15 protein-coding genes are annotated in these 18,071 nt (G+C 36.0%); 1 reads left to right on the top strand and 14 read right to left on the bottom strand.

What is annotated here, in order from left to right; genetic code table 11:
• Positions 1-170 precede the first annotated feature (170 nt).
• Both GI584_RS02470 and GI584_RS02465 read right to left on the bottom strand, forming a co-directional pair.
• Positions 171-1,040 (bottom strand): carbohydrate ABC transporter permease, encoded by an 870-nt coding sequence (locus GI584_RS02470; RefSeq protein WP_100362200.1) that lies wholly within the window; start codon positions 1,038-1,040, stop codon positions 171-173.
• Entirely contained in the window at positions 1,041-1,976 is a 936-nt protein-coding gene (locus GI584_RS02465; protein WP_100362568.1) for an ABC transporter permease, read from the bottom strand.
• Positions 1,977-2,565: 589 nt separating this feature from the next.
• Here GI584_RS02465 and GI584_RS02460 point away from each other — a divergent pair.
• Positions 2,566-2,733, top strand: a complete 168-nt coding sequence (locus GI584_RS02460) for a hypothetical protein (protein WP_153790133.1) — start codon at positions 2,566-2,568, stop codon at positions 2,731-2,733.
• Positions 2,734-3,029: 296 nt separating this feature from the next.
• On the opposite strand, the gene mmsB is transcribed toward GI584_RS02460, so the two are convergent.
• The 12 genes from mmsB to GI584_RS02400 form a co-directional block, all read right to left on the bottom strand.
• Positions 3,030-4,190, bottom strand: a complete 1,161-nt coding sequence (gene mmsB / locus GI584_RS02455; RefSeq protein WP_153790132.1) for a multiple monosaccharide ABC transporter permease — start codon at positions 4,188-4,190, stop codon at positions 3,030-3,032.
• Complete coding sequence (mmsA, locus tag GI584_RS02450) at positions 4,174-5,724, bottom strand: multiple monosaccharide ABC transporter ATP-binding protein (RefSeq protein ID WP_153790131.1); 1,551 nt, start codon at positions 5,722-5,724, stop codon at positions 4,174-4,176. The genes mmsB and mmsA overlap by 17 nt, the downstream gene beginning before the upstream one ends.
• A 90-nt stretch (positions 5,725-5,814) precedes the next feature.
• Positions 5,815-6,918: a multiple monosaccharide ABC transporter substrate-binding protein gene (gene chvE / locus GI584_RS02445; protein WP_100362203.1), complete on the bottom strand. Its 1,104-nt coding sequence runs from the start codon at positions 6,916-6,918 to the stop codon at positions 5,815-5,817.
• A 473-nt stretch (positions 6,919-7,391) separates the two neighbouring features.
• A complete protein-coding gene (locus tag GI584_RS02440) occupies positions 7,392-8,588 on the bottom strand; it encodes a response regulator (protein WP_228552330.1) in 1,197 nt (398 codons plus the stop codon).
• Positions 8,589-8,593: 5 nt separating this feature from the next.
• On the bottom strand, positions 8,594-10,408 hold the full coding sequence (locus tag GI584_RS02435; protein ID WP_153790129.1) for a cache domain-containing sensor histidine kinase: 1,815 nt from the start codon (positions 10,406-10,408) through the stop codon (positions 8,594-8,596).
• 17 nt (positions 10,409-10,425) lie between these two features.
• The gene (locus GI584_RS02430; protein ID WP_153790128.1) at positions 10,426-11,424 is read right to left on the bottom strand and encodes a substrate-binding domain-containing protein; all 999 of its coding nucleotides are present in this window, start codon (positions 11,422-11,424) and stop codon (positions 10,426-10,428) included.
• A gap of 140 nt (positions 11,425-11,564) precedes the next feature.
• Positions 11,565-12,410, bottom strand: coding sequence for a putative RNA methyltransferase (locus GI584_RS02425; RefSeq protein ID WP_153790127.1), 846 nt, complete (start codon positions 12,408-12,410; stop codon positions 11,565-11,567).
• Positions 12,411-12,540: 130 nt separating this feature from the next.
• On the bottom strand, positions 12,541-13,785 hold the full coding sequence (locus GI584_RS02420; RefSeq protein ID WP_228552329.1) for an MFS transporter: 1,245 nt from the start codon (positions 13,783-13,785) through the stop codon (positions 12,541-12,543).
• A 540-nt stretch (positions 13,786-14,325) separates the two neighbouring features.
• A complete protein-coding gene (gene phnE / locus GI584_RS02415; RefSeq protein ID WP_153790126.1) occupies positions 14,326-15,132 on the bottom strand; it encodes a phosphonate ABC transporter, permease protein PhnE in 807 nt (268 codons plus the stop codon).
• A 15-nt stretch (positions 15,133-15,147) separates the two neighbouring features.
• On the bottom strand, positions 15,148-15,963 hold the full coding sequence (gene phnE / locus GI584_RS02410) for a phosphonate ABC transporter, permease protein PhnE (protein WP_153790125.1): 816 nt from the start codon (positions 15,961-15,963) through the stop codon (positions 15,148-15,150).
• The gene (gene phnC / locus GI584_RS02405) at positions 15,956-16,738 is read right to left on the bottom strand and encodes a phosphonate ABC transporter ATP-binding protein (protein ID WP_100362210.1); all 783 of its coding nucleotides are present in this window, start codon (positions 16,736-16,738) and stop codon (positions 15,956-15,958) included. The genes phnE (GI584_RS02410) and phnC overlap by 8 nt, the downstream gene beginning before the upstream one ends.
• A gap of 96 nt (positions 16,739-16,834) precedes the next feature.
• Positions 16,835-17,935, bottom strand: coding sequence for a phosphate/phosphite/phosphonate ABC transporter substrate-binding protein (locus GI584_RS02400; protein WP_153790124.1), 1,101 nt, complete (start codon positions 17,933-17,935; stop codon positions 16,835-16,837).
• Positions 17,936-18,071 lie beyond the last annotated feature (136 nt).

The following is an 18,071-nucleotide window of genomic DNA, read 5'->3' as shown; positions in this document are numbered from 1 at the left end:
TTTTTTATCACGGTGCTAATCTTCCGTAAAAACCCCACTTCAAGGTTCAAGTAAATAGAAGAAGCTAAGTGGGGGATCAGGTGAGCTAACACCCTGATAAGTTTCGCTAACCATCAGTGGGGGACAAAAATCCCCACTGATGGAAGTCTCACTTTATTTACAGTTATCCATTATTCCTTTAGTGAACCAAGCACTGCTCCTTTCACAAAGTATTTTTGTAAATATGGATAAACTAAAACAATTGGAATGGTTGCAAAAATAATCGTTGCTGCTTTTAAGGTGGTCGTATTAAAGTCAAAATCACCCATTATTAAATCCACTGCAGCAAGCTCTTCTTCAGATGTAAAAAATGCCCGCAAACGCATTTGTAAAGGCCAAAGATCTGGATTTCTTAAGAAAAGAACAGCTGTCTTAAAGGTGTTCCAGTAACCGACTGCATAGAAAAGACTAATTGTTGCCAGTACTGGTTTAGATAGTTGTAAATAAATCTGAAATAATAAACGAAATTCATTACAGCCATCAATCCGCGCAGCGTCGTCAAGATCAGATGGAATACCCAAAAAGAACGTTCGGACGATAACCATATTAAATGTACTAATTAATCCCGGTATAATTAATGCCCAGATCGAATCCATCAACCCAACCTCTCTTACTGTTAAAAAGAAAGGAATCATTGGTGCATTAAAAATCATAGTAAGGACCATCATTAGCATGATTGGCTTACGAAGAAGAAAATCTTTCCGCGATAGTGGAAACGCTGTCAAAATTGTGAACAACATGCTAAGGAATGTTCCCACTATCGTAATAAATACCGTTACACCAAAGGCTCTCCATAAAACTTCATTTTGGAGAATATGTTCCCAAGTGGCCAATGTAAATTCGACAGGTATTAAAAATACTTTTTTTGAATCGGCAGCAATGGGCGAACTAAACGACACTGCCAGTAATTGCAACAATGGAGCAATCATTGTCGCTGCTAATACGATTAATAAGGTATAATTAAATATTTGAAATAATCTTTCACCAATAGATTGTTTCATTTACCACAACCCCTGTTCTGATTTTCTTGCAAGCCTATTAAATATCCACAACAGAGCAAAACCAATAACAGACTGAAACAAGCCAATCGCTGTTGTTAAGCTATATTGCCCTTGTAGTACCCCAGCTCGATAGACATAGGTTTCAATAATATCCCCAACAGAGTATGTCATTGGAGTTAACAAGTTAAAAATTTGATCAAAGCCTAGCTCTAAAAAGTTACCAATATTTAATAAGAACAATACTGATATAGTAGGTAACAGCAAAGGGAGTGTAATATAAATAGTTTGTTTGAATCGATTGGCACCATCTATTACTGCTGCTTCATAAAGACTTGGATTAATCGCTGTTATAGCAGCTAAATAAATAATCGTTCCCCATCCAATCTCTTTCCAAATCCCTGAAATGATGACTATCGATCTAAAATAGCCCTCTTCTTGCATAAACAGGATAGGCTCAAAACCGAGCATTTCTCTAATTGCGTTTACGATTCCCTGACTTGCTAAAAGTTCAAATACGATACCACCAACCACAACCCATGACAAAAAGTGTGGCAGATAGAATAAGCTTTGGACCGTTCTCTTTACAATTAATAATCTTATTTCATTAAATAATAAAGCTAAAATAATGGGTGCAGGAAATTGAAAAACCAATTGATACAATGCAATTAATGCAGTATTTCTCAATACTTCATGGAAGTCTTGATAATGTAACAAATGTCTAAAATTTTCAAGACCCACCCAAGGACTTGCAAATATTCCTTTGAAAATTTGGAAATCCTGAAAGGCTATTACACTACCCATAAGAGGGATATACTTAAAAATAATGTAATAGATGATACCTGGCAAAATCATTAGATATAGCATCCAATGTTTTCGTACATTTTTAATTAAACTATTTTGAATAAACCGATCCCAAAATCCATTTTTCTCTACCATTACTTGTTCATCCATGTACTCCCCCCTTTCTTTTCTTTCAATAAAATCATATCGTAAACCTTCTAAAATAAACAATTAGCCATTTCCACAATTACTATTCAATTCTTATTTGAAGGCATAATCTATAATTTGTTTAGGTTATGTCGCTTTTGTTTGTTCTAAAGTCATTACATGCTTGTTTTTCAGAAAAACCTTACTAGACAAGAGTTCTACTTGTAAGAAAGACATGTCTTATCGGGAGCCTTAGCCGTTTTCCTTCATTTTCCTTACTACTACTTCGCTACAATTTTATGCTTTTCCTAAAGTGCAAAAAAAGACAATCCATCAACCAAAGAAATTTGATTGATGGATTGTCTTGATTTTAACAATAAACAGATTACATATTTAAGTGAATTGCATATAAATTTCTTACATTTTTAAAATTTGCTGTATTTGTACTTAGAACAAAAATCGGCAAACCCCGCCGGTCCTTTTCACTAAATGCTAAGTTGATCTGCGATTGCTTTTGTAGCCATTATGAAATATATAGACCGTATGACCACCACTCCGGCTGCCCACTTCCCTTTCTTTGGGGTTTGTCCTTCACTTTATGCATGCGCTACAACATATGTCAGACCTGGCAACTTGGGTTATTATCCCTGTGAAAGTGCAAGATATGGCATTGGAAATCACTAATAATGGTTATAAAATCAATATGCTTTTTCTGATATTCGTTGTAGAAAAAGGTATAGCGAAGGCCGACCGTTTCGACTCCTAAGGGATTAGCATGATCTGAAGATCCACTTTTGCAGGAGTGTACTCCTCCTGCAAAAGTTAGCTAAAAGAGCATGCCCCTTGGAAAGCGAAACGGTCAGCCGCAGCGGTTGGCTTGACACAAGCTAGCTTTCAAAATGACAACTCCATTTGAATAGCTATCCTTGCTTTTTTTATGACATGTTTTGAATCAACCTTTTCCTACCTTACTTGTTTATAAAAGTTGTGATACCAATGGTTATATACTTTCTTACCTCAGAACAAAAATGCCCACTATTAAAGCGGGCATCTCCTAACCAACTAACCTTTGTTCTTATTATAAACATCAAAACCAACTGCGATTAGTAATACCATACCTTTTATCGCTTGTTGCCAGTCAATACCGATACCAATTAATGACATACCATTGTTCATGACACCCATTACGAGACCACCAACAATTGCACCAATAACAGTACCTACACCACCAGCCATTGAAGCACCACCAATAAATACGGCTGCAATTGCATCAAGCTCTAACATATTTCCTGCAGCAGGGGTAGCGGAGTTTAGTCGAGCTGCAAACATTAATCCAGCTAATGCTGCTAATACACCATTGTTGACGAATACCCAAAAAACAACTCGTTTTGTTTTAATTCCTGATAAATCAGCTGCTTTTTTATTTCCGCCTGTTGCATAAATATGACGACCCATGATGGTGTTTTTCATAATAAAGGTGTAAACAACGATCAAGACAAACACAATAACGAGTACCGTTGGGATACCCTTATTCAAAGCTAACTGGTAAGCAAACCAGTTGATTGCTAATAATAATAAAGCAAGCTTTGTTAATGTAACCCAGAGTGGAACTACTTCAAAATTATAATGAAGCTGTGTCTTTCTTTTGTTCATTTCAAGATAAATTAACACCAATGATAAAATACCTGATAAGACTAGGGTGAAGATGTGTACATCACCTGAACCAAAAATATCAGGTAAAAATCCACTACTAATTAGTTGGAAGGAATCTGGAAATGGCGCCAACGATTGTCCATCCAACAACCATAATGTAAGACCTCTAAATATAAGCATCCCTGCTAGTGTTACGATAAACGATGGAATGCCGACATAGGAAATCCAAAAACCTTGCCAAACACCAATTAATGCACCTGCTACAATAGCGATTACTACTGCGAGCCATACAGGAACATTCATGTTGATGATAAGTACACCGGCAATTGCTCCGATAAAGGCTACTATTGAACCTACTGATAAATCAATGTTCCCTGTAATAATAACGAGTACCATTCCAACTGCAAGTACTAATATAAATCCATTTTGCAAGATTAAGTTTGTAATATTTAACGGTTTAAAATTGACACCATCTGTTAGTACCCAAAATAGTCCTGTAATTAATACAAGTGCGATAATCATTCCATATTCTCTTAAGTTATTTCGAACTAAATTAATTAACGTTTGCATGACTAGCCCCCCCAGTTCCGGTCATATAACGCATCACACTTTCTTGATCTGCTTCGTCTTTCTGCAACTCACCTGTGATACGACCTTCATTCATCACATAAATTCGATCTGACAGTCCCAATACTTCTGGAAGTTCAGAAGAAATAACTAAAACAGCTAACCCTTGAGCAGCTAATTCATTGATTTGGGTGTAAATCTCAAACTTAGCCCCAACATCAATACCTCTTGTTGGTTCATCCAAAATTAGAATGTCTGGTTCCGTAAAAATCCATTTACTTAACACTACTTTTTGTTGATTACCACCACTTAGATTTCCAGCTAACTGTTCTAATGTTGGTGTTTTAATATTCAATTTATCTCTTAAGCTTTGCGATTCCATTACTTCTTTGTTTTCATTTATAACAGCATTATTGGAAATCCGTTGCAAGTTTGATAACGTAATATTTCGTTTTATATCATCAATTAAATTCAAGCCATATGTTTTTCGATCTTCGGACACATATGCTATCCCTAGATCAATCGCCTGACTAACATTATTCGCTTGAATCCGTTTTCCATTTTTGTATAACTCACCACTAATTTTCTTTCCGTAAGACTTACCAAAAATACTCATGGCAAGCTCTGTTCTCCCAGCTCCCATTAACCCTGCAATTCCTACAATTTCACCTTTTTTAATGTTCAAATTGACATTATCAATAATTTTTCGATCCTGCTGTTGCGGATGATAAACATCCCAATTCTTTACTTCAAAGACTGTTTCTCCAACCTTTTCTGTACGGTCAGGGAATCTACTAGTTAATTCTCGCCCCACCATTCCTTTAATAATTCTTTCTTCTGAAGCTCGTTCTACACTAGTATCTAGCGTTTCAATTGTTTTGCCATCACGAAGTACAGTGATCGAATCAGAAACAGATGATACCTCATTTAACTTGTGGGAGATTAAGATAGAGGAAATTCCTTGCTCTTTTAATTCTAGTAATAACTTTAATAAATTCTCACTATCTGTTTCATTTAAAGCTGCAGTGGGCTCATCTAAAATTAACAATTTTACATTTTTAGAAAGTGCTTTTGCAATCTCCACAAGTTGCTGCTTCCCTACCCCTATATCCATCACAGGGGTTTCTGGTGAATCCTTTAGACCGACACGAGTTAATAGTTTTTTAGACTCAGAAAATGTTGCTTGCCATTTGATAATCTTGTTCGATTGTCGTTCATTACCTAAAAAGATATTTTCTGCAATAGAGAGATATGGACTTAAGGCTAATTCCTGATGAATAATAACGATCCCTAAGTTCTCACTTTGCTTTATATTCTTAAATTGACATTCTTGCCCTTCATAAAGAATCGAACCATCGTAGGTGCCATATGGATGAACCCCACTTAACACTTTCATTAATGTCGATTTACCTGCTCCATTTTCACCAACTAGCGCGTGAATTTCACCTTGTTTCACCTGCAAATTAACATTATTCAATGCTTTTACTCCTGGAAATGTTTTTGTAATATTACGCATTTCCAAAATAAAATCAGACATTAGCTCACCACCTTTGGAAAGTCTTATTATTGAATGAATTTAGTGGTGACCGCAACCACCACTAAATTCTTTATCTGTTTATTTAATACTTTATTCTAGTTCATCTTCAGAATAGTAACCGCTGTCTATGACAACTTCTTGGTAGTTATCGATATCAACAGATACAGGTTCTACTAGATAGGTTGGAACGACTTTAACATTATTGTCATATGTTTCTGTATCGTTTACTTCCGCTTCCTCACCCTTTAAAATTGCTTCTGTCATATCAACCGCTACTGCTGCAAGATCACGAGTATCTTTAAATACGGTTTGTGTTTGTTCACCAGCAATAATCGACTTAATTGAAGCTAACTCTGCATCTTGCCCACTAATTACCGGTAACGGTAGGTCATCAGAACCGTAACCAACACCTTTAAGTGCTTGAATAACACCACGGCTAATACCATCATATGGAGATAATACAGCGTCCACTGTTTCTTCCCCAGAGTAAGAACTACTTAAAATGTTTTCCATACGAGATTTTGCAGTATTTCCATCCCAACGCATGGTTGCTGCTTGTTCGAATTCAGTTTGCTCACTTTGAATCACTAATTTTCCTTCATCAATATATGGTTGAAGTACACTCATCGCACCGTCCCAGAAGAAATATGCGTTGTTATCATCTGGGGAACCACCGAATAATTCAATGTTGTATGGTCCATCTTCGTTTGCCAAATCAAGTGTTTCTTCAATATAAGATGCTTGTAGTACCCCTACTTGGAAGTTATCAAATGTTGCATAATACGTTACATGGTCACTTTCCATAATCAAACGATCATAAGACACAACTTGAATTCCTTGATCGTTTGCTTTCTCTAACACATTGGTAAGAGCTGTACCGTCAATTGATGCTATAACTAATGCTTCTGCTCCTTTTACAATCATATTTTCAATTTGTTCGATTTGCTTATCTACATCATCTTCTGCATATTGTAGATCTGTCTCATATCCTAATGCTTCCAGTTGCTCTACCATGTTATTTCCATCATCAACCCAACGCTGAGAAGATTTAGTTGGCATGGCTACACCGATTAAACCACCATCTGCAGACTCTTCACCTTCATCTGAACTTCCCCCTGAAGTATCATCGCTACCACAGGCAGCTAAAAATAAAATAAGACTAAAGAAAATTGCTAAGAAACTAAATTTCTTCATAATTGAAACCCCTTTCAATAAATAGTTTATTATCTTGCCTAGATATAAATGTATCACATCCTTAACTGTAAGCCTTTACATAAATTTAAACAGTTTTTATAAAAATTTAATTAAAATGTAATATAAGAGAAACATTCCTTACTACCCATCGCATAAGCTTCGGCAAGATACTTCGCTTTGCGTAGTTTTCTAATTTTTGAAAGAAGCAATACATGGGAAGTGGTATCCGAATATTTCCACTTCAAAAAGATAGAATGATGTAAATAGCGGAGGTAGAATAAGGAGACTCCTGTAGGATAGCGAGCCCCCGGAAAGCGCAGTATTCTGCCGAAGCGGTATTTCAGCACTCTCTATGGAAAGAATGGAAGAAATCCTCACTCTGGAAATTTTCACTAGTTCGCAGTTTTTATCTACTTAACCTATTAAAAAACGAAGACAATGGCAGCCTTGTCTTCGTTCTTGTACATTTCCGTTCATAATTGATGCTTGTACTGTTTTGGTGTCACACCTATGGATTTTCTAAAGGCAGTGCTGAAATAGTGTTGTGAATCGTAACCTACACGTTCGGCAATTTCACGGATGCTGAGATCTGTTGTTTTCAATAAATCTTTTGCAGCTTGTAAACGCAATTGTGTTACTATTTTTACGTAAGAAACTCCTAGATCCTGTTTAATCATTTTACTGAGGTAAACAGTCGAAACATGAAGTGATTCGGCAATATTCTCTAATGTTAAATGAGAATCTCGATAGTGCTTGCGAATATACTGTATCGATTGTTTCACAAGTGGAGAAAGTTGCATATATTTATTCAACTCTTGCTTCACTTCAGAATAGATGGGTGGAATACTTGCTAATTCCACTTCTATTTGTTTGGAATAAACATGCTGCTCTAATTCCTCTCTTATTATTTCCTCTAAATGTAACGCTAAGTCTGCTGAAGCTTGATCCCAAATAAAAATGGAAATCCAATGGGTATCTTCTAAAAATATGGCATGCACATACTCTCTCATTGCCTTTTCCAGTAACAATTGTATTGCTTCCAATTGTTGTTTTCGCTCCTGCTCCTGTTCATTAAACAAGTGATTCTCAGACTCGCCATCAAGCCATTTCATAATAATGAAGGATTGAGGATTTGTTTGAGGAAGTTCTAAAAACTGTAATTGACCTTTTATCTCTTCTTCCCCTAAATTATCTGTCATCCAATCCAGAAAAAAACGATTTCTTAACTGCTTATGATTCTTCTTTACTTGATTAGAAGCTTGTTGCAAATAGTTTTCTTCTTGCTTTTTCTGATCTAATTGCTGTCTTAACTCTTCTAGAATATCGGCTAGCTGATTTGGGTTTACAGGCTTCAATAAATAATCCTCTACTTGTAAACGTATTGCTTCTTGAGCATAGCGGAAATCGTCATATCCAGATATCACTACCATGCGGCAATCTTGTATTTGATCCTTAATTTTCTTCATTGCTGTAATCCCATTCATGATTGGCATATTTAAATCGATTAATAACACATCTATTTGATGTCGGATAGCTTGTTCAACCGCTTCTTCCCCGTCTTCAGCTTCTGCTACAACTTCCATATTAAAATCATCCCAATTAACGGAAGACCTTATTCCATCACGTATGATAAATTCATCATCCGCTATTAACACTTTCCAACATTCCATCTTGATCACTTCTCCCTCTCCTCATCACTCTTGTTCATATTTGGCAATAAGATCTTAACCGTTGTCCCGACATTTTCATAGCTATCTATTGTCATACCATAATTTGATCCATGTGTTAACTGAATTCTTGCTTGAACATTCAGCATCCCGTAACCTTTTTTATTCCTTGTTTCTTCCGGATTTTCTGTGAGGTTAACGGATTCTTCCAAAGCTTCTCTCATGTCACTCAATTGTTGTGGAGTCATTCCTTTTCCATCGTCACTGATTTGAATCAGTATATGTTGATTCAATGGGTTCGCCTCTATATTAATATGTCCTACCCCTCGTCGTTCTTTAATTCCATGATAGATTGCATTTTCGATAATTGGTTGAAGAATAAATTTTAATATTGCTTTATTTTTAATGGACTCATCCACTTTAATTTCATAATTTAGCTTTTCACGATATCTTGTTTTTTGTATTTTTAAATAGCTTTCTATATGATCGATTTCTTCAGATAATGAAATGACATCGCGCCCCTTACTCAACCCAATTCGAAAAAGCTTCGCCAACGATTCTACTACCTCTGCCACATCATCTGCTTTTTGTTTCCTTGCCATCCATTGTATCGTATCAAGTGTATTATAGAGAAAATGCGGATTAATATTCGCTTGTAAACTACGAAACTCTGCATCTCTTTTTTGTCTCTCCTGTCTTTCTGTCAGGTGCATTAAATCATTAAGCTTCGTTAACATCGTATTAAAGCTTCTTCCTAATAGCCCAATCTCATCAAATCTTTTCTCCTTGTATCTAACCTTAAAATCTCCGCCTTCTACCTTCTTCATAAAAGATACTAGTTGTACAATTGGTTTGGAGATCGAATGAGATAGAAAGTATGATACCGGAATACCAAAGAACATAATGATAAAAATAAACATTACTAAGTAAAAATTAATTTCACGCAAACCAAAGATAGTTTCCTCCGCAGGGAAAACACCAACCGTAACCCAATTGGCAAAAGGAGATCGTTGATAAATAAATTGAATTTTCTCCCCTTTGATCGTTTTAGAGAAATCACCTGATTGTTGTTCACTAATCCATTTAAAAGGTATTTGACTTACAATCGGCTGGTTAGGTTGATAGATGTTTTGACCGTCATCATCAAGCACCATTAAATATCCGCTTTTTCCTAGTGTCACATCCTTTACCGTTTCGGCTATTACTCTTAGTTTCAAGTCTATTAATACAACACCGTGAACTTGCTCAGTAAAAGGATCTATCACTGCTCTTACAACCGTCACCACATCATCGTTAGTATAATCAACTATAGAATTCAACCTTCTCCCATCAGGTCGTCCGATGATTTTAAAAATACCATTATTTTCTATAGCTTCTTGATACCAGGATGCTTCTGTTAAATCCATAATAGACGGGGCATACAGTTCATTACTAACATAATCACCTTCATTGTTCACTACCATTATTCCTGCCACTTCTGGTGATACAGTTGTGAAATTACGCAAATACCGTTGAATGTCATATTTATTATCAGATAGAGCAGATGGATTATTTTCATTTCCACCTAGAAATTGTTCCACATCTTCATTATTCGCAATCATATAGGTATAACTTTGCAAATTACTGATGTAGAACTCAAAAGATTCATTCACTTTGTCAATAAGTTGAAGTGTATTATCATTGACTTGCTCTTCCATTACACGCTCCACCGTCCAACTGATTAACAAAGCTAAACAAAAAATTGGCAATATACTAATCAATAAAAAGTGTGAAATTAATTTATAGCGAATTGGCATATTATTTATTTGTGTCCAGCGCTTCACAGAGCATCCATCCATTCTTAATCAAGAGGGTAGTAATCACTAACATCGTCTTTTGTTACAACTGTAATACCTGTATCAACATAACGGGGTAGATTCGTTTCTCCTTCTAAATCGCCTGCTAAATTATGTTGAAGATGAAAAAGAAACTGTAAGGACCAATATCCCATTTCCAAAGTGCCTTGTGCAAGCGTCGCTGAAATAACACCTTCATCAATCATATCTAGTGTTCCTTTATCTGTGTCAAAGCTAATGATATGCAGGTCACCCTTTTTCTGTTGGTCTAATACTGCCTTACCTACTCCAACGCCACCATTAGCCTCTGATGCAAAAATACCTTGAATATCTGGATATTCTCTCATTAATTCTTCAGACACTTCTTTGGAAATCATCTGATCCCCACGTCCATCTTTTACATCAACCACTGTCATATCTGGGTACTCATTCTCAATAGTCTCTCGAAAACCTTGTGTCCGCTCTTGGTGGTTTAGTTGATTAGGATGTGTTACTACACCTACTTTACCTGATTCGTTTAATAATTCCGCCATTTTGTGTGCTGCTGTAACACCAGCATAATGATTATTCGTTCCTAAAAATGCATATGCTTTACTATTCGGTGCATCCGCATCAAACATCACAACAGGAATCCCAGAATCTACTGCTTTATTAATGACAGGGTTTAATGCTTCAGGATCCATGGTCGAAACCGCGATTCCTGAAGGATTTTTCGCAATGACTTGTTCTAACACTGTAATTTCTTCATTCACATCATATTGTGTCGCACCTCGATATTCTACAGAAACATTCAGAGCTTCGGCTGCGTCTTCAAAACCTTTTAGCGGCCTTTTCCAATAATCAATACCAGTCTGAAACGTTACCATTACATATGTTTCATCAATTGTACCCCTCAACTCATGTTCAGACCATTCGTTATTCGTCGTTTCACTCGTTTGATATTGATATACATATAAAACAAATAATCCAATTAAGACAATATAAGCAAACAACAACTTCTTCATATTGTAACCCCTTTCAATTAAAGCATAGGGTGATTAAAAAATAATTTGAAATTCATGAATTCTATTTCCTATATCGATTGTACTAAAATTGTATAGGAATTAATTCTATTCTTCAATAACAATTTTATACATTAATAAAGTTACACTGCTTTGTGTAACTTTTTTTGAGCTATGATAATATCAAGGTCAATTGTAATTCTCTCTATCGGTTGTTCCATTTCTTTCCCCCAGGTTAAGGGAGTCATATACCATAGATCATCGAGAACATCCGCTGGTACTCTCCATTGATATTGTAAGGTATGAATTTCCAAGTTCTCAAAATGTTGCTTAAAATGCTCTAGCACGTCAGCGTTTGTATAAACTTGCTGCTCCTCTTCCATAACCTGTTCTCTTATCTCTTGTAAATAAGCGCTTCTGGGGATTACTTTCAATACATGTCCTGTTGTATGCATCAGTCTCTTAAATTCCTGATAATTTGCGGGAGATAAAATATTTAAGAGAATATCAAATTGGCCAGATTGATAGGGACTTTGTACTAAGTCAGCAACTGTCCAGGTCAGCCCTTGATGATATTTAGCCGCTGTTAATATCCCATCCTTAGCAATATCCATCCCCATTCCAATCGAAGAACGATTCAATTGTTGGGTGATTTTTTGAAGGTGGGAACCTTCTCCACAGCCCAAATCGAGGATGTTTGCAGTACGATGATCGATTGCATCAATTAATTCGGCAATTTTCTGATGTAACTTATCATACATGCCCCTTTGAATAACTCGATATCTAGCTTCGAACAATTTTTTATCATAGTCCTTTGGAGATGATTTTGAATAAAAGTTGATATAGCCTTTTTTCGCTAAATCAAATTGGTGATATGAGTTGCAAATTACAGAAGTTTTCTCCACCCGCATCTTTCCCTTGCAAATAGGGCAACAAAAAAGAGATTTATTTTGGTCTATCAGTTGCGCCGCTTGCTCGATTTTCTTCATAATCGCACTCCATTTTTTCTCTTATCATATCTTGAGAAGGCTTTGATTGCAAATTCATCTGAACTAAATGCTCTGCAACCTTCTTTATTATCAACCTAATCTTAGCTGTACTTAAAGATTCTTTCCTATATTAGACATTACGGAGTGGTTCCCGATCTGTATTATCTCGTTCATAGTAGACTTTTTTTGATTTATCAAAAATAACTATATTAATGATAACTCCTAAGACTAAAAAGGCTAATGATCCCATTAAATAAATAGGGCGAATCTCTAACAATTCAGCAAATATCCCAGCTGTTACTGTAAATAAAATTATTAGCAATGCCTCTACTATACCTAGAAGACTTGAAAATCTCCCCATGATATTTACTGGTACATTGTTTTGATAAAAAGTAAAAAAACCTGTATTTGCGAATGATAAAGCAAATGTCAACGTAAAAAAACCAATAGATGCCCAAATAAAATTCTGTGAGTATGCAAAAATTATATACCCAAGCGGTGTGAAAATTGCACCAAAACCAATAAGATGATTTATTTTTAGACTGTTGGTGAATAAAGCATTAATCAGTGAACCTATAATAATCCCTATTCCCGCAATACTCACCAGAAACCCATATGCACTTTCAGTTAAAGAAAGAACTTCTGTTGCAAACACAGCTTCTAATGAATCTAACGCCGCCATAAATATAGTGATTCCGCTAAAAAGAATATAAAGCAATGTAATGTGCCTGTTTGATCTACTAAAACTAAATATCTTTCTCCAATCGTCTTTAATTATTCTAATATTGACTTTCATCGACATCATATTTTCTTCTCTCACTTCCAAATTAGGAAGTAAGAGAATTATTATTGCAGATATAAACAAAGCAAGTGCATTTAATTGAATAGCTGCATATGGAGACCCCATCATTAAGAGAATCCCCGCTATTGAAGGTCCTAATATAAATCCACTTGAATTGATGAAATTCCTCAATGCATTAAACCTTTGACGATCCTTCTTAGGTATAAGCTTTGTCATATAGACCATAGATGCAGGCTCAAATATTGAATTTGCAATATTGATGATAAAAACTAATACATACATTAAAATAAGTGAATTCATATACGGAAGTGAAAATATTAATAATGCTCTGACCAGATCTAAGAATATCATAAGATTCCTTTTATTTAATCTATCAACCAAACTTCCCGACCAAACATTAGAACATAAAGTGGCAATCGGTATAAGTATATAAAGAACAGAGACTGCCAATGGTGATCCAGTCCTATCCAAAACAATCAAATTTAACGCAATTAAATATATCCAAGCTCCTACATTCGATACACCTATGCCAAAAAGAAGTAATAATGGATATCTCCACATCGTCTTTTTCAATTTTACCAACTCCTAAGTTCAAGGTTTAAAAGAATACAAAAAAAGTCCCACCCCCATGTCTTTTGACTTGAGGGCGGGACTCCTTGAATTAGAAGTTCACGGTGCCACCTCAGTTTATTTTTGTGTCGCCACAAAAACCTTTTCAAGTACGCCTACAAAATATAATGCAGGAAATACTCTATCTCTATAACGGGAGAAACCGGTACGTTATCAATCATCATTTGGCTTAACGCCAAGTATTAGCGAAAGCCCTAGTTTTCTTATCCTATCAACAATAAAATTTATACTTTTTGATAGTTATAAAAGATAATATCCCACATACAGCTCCGAGTCTTGTTTCAATGTGCTCCTTCATCCTCCCTCACAGCTAACGGAGTTCTCTGTCATGCTAAAGCACACCTACTCTTCTCTTCTTCGCTTTTTAATATGAGGATATTCTACCATAATTCAATTAATTGTAAACAGTGTGTGAATAACTCATTGTAGGATTTAAGTTGAAGATAGAGTGAATTCCCGTTCACTTCTTGCCAACAACCTTATTCATCCACGAATCAATTTAGTCCGGCTATGATTAGACCAAAGCTCCACGATAAAAATTAACACTACAAGTCCAATTAATATCGAACCAACCTCATTCCATCTGTACGCATTCATCGCGAAGATTAAAGGTGCACCAATACCGCCAGCACCAACCAACCCAAGGATAGAAGCCTCACGCAGATTCATATCAAACCGGTAAATTCCAATTGATAAAAACATTGCAAAAAGCTGTGGTATTATACCATACCTGATTTTCTCAAATGAGGTACAACCAATCGATGTCATAGATTCAAAGATACTCGTATCTAAATCTTCTATCGCATCAACAAATAGCTTTGCAAGCATACCTATAGAAATTAATGCAACCGTCAATACTCCAGCAAATGGACCTGGACCTGTTACACGAATAAACATTAAACCGTAAACCAACGAAGGTATCGTACGAATAAAAATCAGCAATAACCTCGTTAAAAACGCAACAGGTTTTGGTACAACATTAGATGCCGATAAAAAGGCGAGCGGAATTGCCAAGATTGTACCTATAATTGTACCTAAAAAGGCAATCGCAATCGTTTCTACTAACAAATATATGACACCCTGCGTCGTGAAATTCAATAGCAAGTCTAAGTCCGGTGTCACAATCCCGAAAAGAATACTTTTGGCAATCGCCAAGCCACTTTCCTCCATATTTTCCAAATGGACAGCTGATAATGACCAAATAAATAATACCAGTAAAATACCGGTAATGATGTACATATAGCTATTGTTTCTTGGTGAAGCATATAATTGTTTTTCGATAGCATTCATCTTAAGTCAAGCCCTTCATATCAACTTTTTCCTAAAATACTCACTAACAGTTTCAATAAGAAAGACAGTAATAGCAAGCATGAATAATACCATTCCGACACTTGCATAATCTCGCCAGCCAAGTCCCTCATTCAAAAGCAAACCGATACCACCAGCACCGACATAACCTAGAATCGCTGCATAACGTACATTTCCTTCAAAACAAAATAAGGAAGTTGATAAGTAGTTTGGTAATACTTGAGGAAAGATTGCATAGCGAAATGCCTGTATTCTCGTCATCCCAATTGATTCCATCGCCTCAAAGGCATCCATACTCGCATTCTCAATTTGTTCATATAACAGTTTACCTACATATGCCAATGTAAAAAGAAATATCGCAACCGTACCAGCTAACGTCCCTAATCCAAAAATAAACGTTGCAATTAAAGCCGACACTAAAGTAGGCACTGTCCGCAAAACACTTAAGCATAATCTTGCAATTATAACGATTGTCTTGCTTCTTATGACATTAGAAGCAGCTAGATAGGCAGCGGGAATAGCAACAAGTGAACCTAGTACAGAACCAAGTAATGACATCTTAATCGTATCCATCAGAGGTTTCCACAAATTCGGAAGGTATTCCCACTTAGGTGGAATCATTTCATCCACAATAACAAAAAACTCATTCCCTCGTTTCACCAGCACACTAAACTCAAAGTTAGTAAACCTAATAGATAAATAGGTAGCAATAAGAACAATTATTAAAAAGAAAGGTGTACGAGATCTTTTTTCCGAAACCGTCTTACCATTAGGTAATACAACTTGCTTTGGCGGAAAAATTTTATCAAACATAGGCACCTTCCTCGAGTATTTCCTGTTGCATTTCGTCGATTTCACCTTTATAAATATGGTCTAATACTTCATCTGTCACCTCTTTGGATGGGCCATCATATACTATTTGCCCTTCCCTTACACCAATAATTCTATCTGCATATTCAAGCGCTACTTCGACATGGTGAATATTCATAATTACGGACATATCCATCTCTTGGTTAATATGCTTAAAATCATCCATTACTTGTTTGGATGTAACAGGATCTAACGAAGCAATCGGTTCATCAGCAAGAAGGACATCCGGGTTTTGCGCTAAAGTCCTTGCTAACGCGACACGTTGTTGCTGACCTCCAGATAGTTGATCAACACGGACATACGCTTTATCTAAAATACCGACCTGATCTAAAGCAGTCAACGCTTTTAGTTTATGGTCTTTTGCAAAAATGCCTGTTAGCTTTCGCCAAAAAGGAAGCTGAGGCACAAAGGAAACCAATACGTTTTTTAATACAGTAGTACGAGTCACTAAATTGAAGGATTGAAAAATCATACCAATTCGTTTACGAAAATTGCGAATTTCTTTCCCTCGTAACTTCCTTACTTCTATGCCATCTACGATCAAGGAACCGTTCGTTATATCATGCATTCTATTAATACAACGAATAAGCGTTGACTTCCCTGCACCTGATAAGCCTATAATCGCCACAAATTCGCCTTTTTCAACCTTTAAATTAATATTTTGTAATGCTTTTACCTTGTTTGGATATACTTTATCTACATTCGTAAATTCAATCATTTCTATCGCCTTCCTTGTGAAAAATGAGAACACCAAAGAATGATGTCCTCATTTTTCCTTCAATATTGTTTATAAAGGGTAGAACATTAATTCCTTTTAATCCAATGACTGGACCATTTCCTGTGCTTCACGTTCTTTATCATAGTCCGCATCTGTTGCTTCCTGATAACCTTCATGGTTGTAAATAGAAATAACTTCTTTTCCTTCTTCTGTTTTCGCAATATTCATAAATGCTTGTTGAATAGCAGATTTTAAATCCTCATCCATTTTTTCAGAGTTTTTACTTACACTGATCGTGTCATTGTAAATACCAGAAGTTACACCAATGACATTTGTTTCATCCCATATATTTACTTCTCTATCGAACTCTGATTCCCATGCTTCTTCATTATCTCGCCTAGCATCTGCATATGTTACCATCACATCAATTTGTTCTGCCGCCATTCTCGCAAAAGCACTACCATATGAATCTACTTGTGCTTTATTAGGCAGGTCCGCAATCGTAAGATCGAAGTTATCTTTTAGCCATAATGCCGGATAAATATAACCTGCTGGAGAAGAAGATGACATCACTGCCCAGTTAGCACTTTCTACATCTTCAGCTGTTAACTCTTCCCCACTGTTTACTTTATCCGCTAATTCTTGTCCTTTTTCAGAAGGACCGGCAATCATTAATGCACGGTAGTAAGTTACTTGTTCATCGCTTGCTTCAGTAGGTTTATTTTCATTCCAGTCGCTCGCATCATCTGAATCATTGTTCAAGCCCGCGCGAGTTGCCGTCAAAACAACTTCCGCACCATCATCATACAGTACATATGTACCACCAGGAATAAGTCCAATATCCGTTGTACCCGCAGAAAGTGCTTCACCTACTGCCTCATAATTGGTACCAACACTAATATCCACTTCACCAATTTCATATCCCAAATTAGCCATTTCTTCTTTCAATAAATCTTTCAAAGGTTCTGTTGCTGTTACAATTTCCTCTGGATCACGTGAAGGTACAAAACCAATCGATAATGTATCGATGGATTGTGTTGCCTCTTCCTCTGCTTCTTCGCTCTCAGATCCTGTATTATCCTCTATTTCACTAGCTTCCGCTTCATTCGTTGTATCTTCATCTTCTTCATCGCTACCACATGCTACTAAAAAAGCGATCAATGTAATCACTAATAAACACCATAGCTTTTTCAACATAATTGTCCCCTCTCTAATATTTAGAAAATTCGAATCATTTATAATGGTAAAAAATCAACATTAAGATGGTGTTAATTTCTTGTAAAAAAATGTATGTTTTTTTGTAAAACAAGAATAAAGTGAGACTTTCTTCCAT

It is taken from the genome of Gracilibacillus salitolerans, assembly GCF_009650095.1.
Taxonomy (GTDB): domain Bacteria; phylum Bacillota; class Bacilli; order Bacillales; family Amphibacillaceae; genus Gracilibacillus; species Gracilibacillus salitolerans.
The sequence above is the reverse complement of the archived record's forward strand: the minus strand, read 5'-3'. Positions and strand labels throughout refer to the sequence as shown.

Coding starts and splice junctions, on each gene's coding strand:
- GI584_RS02470 (WP_100362200.1), bottom strand. CDS start 1,040: ATGAAACAATCTATTGGTGAAAGATTATTTCAAATATTTAATTATACC.
- GI584_RS02465 (WP_100362568.1), bottom strand. CDS start 1,976: ATGGTAGAGAAAAATGGATTTTGGGATCGGTTTATTCAAAATAGTTTA.
- GI584_RS02460 (WP_153790133.1), top strand. CDS start 2,566: ATGCATGCGCTACAACATATGTCAGACCTGGCAACTTGGGTTATTATC.
- mmsB (WP_153790132.1), bottom strand. CDS start 4,190: ATGCAAACGTTAATTAATTTAGTTCGAAATAACTTAAGAGAATATGGA.
- mmsA (WP_153790131.1), bottom strand. CDS start 5,724: ATGTCTGATTTTATTTTGGAAATGCGTAATATTACAAAAACATTTCCA.
- chvE (WP_100362203.1), bottom strand. CDS start 6,918: ATGAAGAAATTTAGTTTCTTAGCAATTTTCTTTAGTCTTATTTTATTT.
- GI584_RS02440 (WP_228552330.1), bottom strand. CDS start 8,588: ATGGAATGTTGGAAAGTGTTAATAGCGGATGATGAATTTATCATACGT.
- GI584_RS02430 (WP_153790128.1), bottom strand. CDS start 11,424: ATGAAGAAGTTGTTGTTTGCTTATATTGTCTTAATTGGATTATTTGTT.
- GI584_RS02425 (WP_153790127.1), bottom strand. CDS start 12,410: ATGAAGAAAATCGAGCAAGCGGCGCAACTGATAGACCAAAATAAATCT.
- phnE (WP_153790126.1), bottom strand. CDS start 15,132: ATGAATGCTATCGAAAAACAATTATATGCTTCACCAAGAAACAATAGC.
- phnE (WP_153790125.1), bottom strand. CDS start 15,963: ATGTTTGATAAAATTTTTCCGCCAAAGCAAGTTGTATTACCTAATGGT.
- phnC (WP_100362210.1), bottom strand. CDS start 16,738: ATGATTGAATTTACGAATGTAGATAAAGTATATCCAAACAAGGTAAAA.
- GI584_RS02400 (WP_153790124.1), bottom strand. CDS start 17,935: ATGTTGAAAAAGCTATGGTGTTTATTAGTGATTACATTGATCGCTTTT.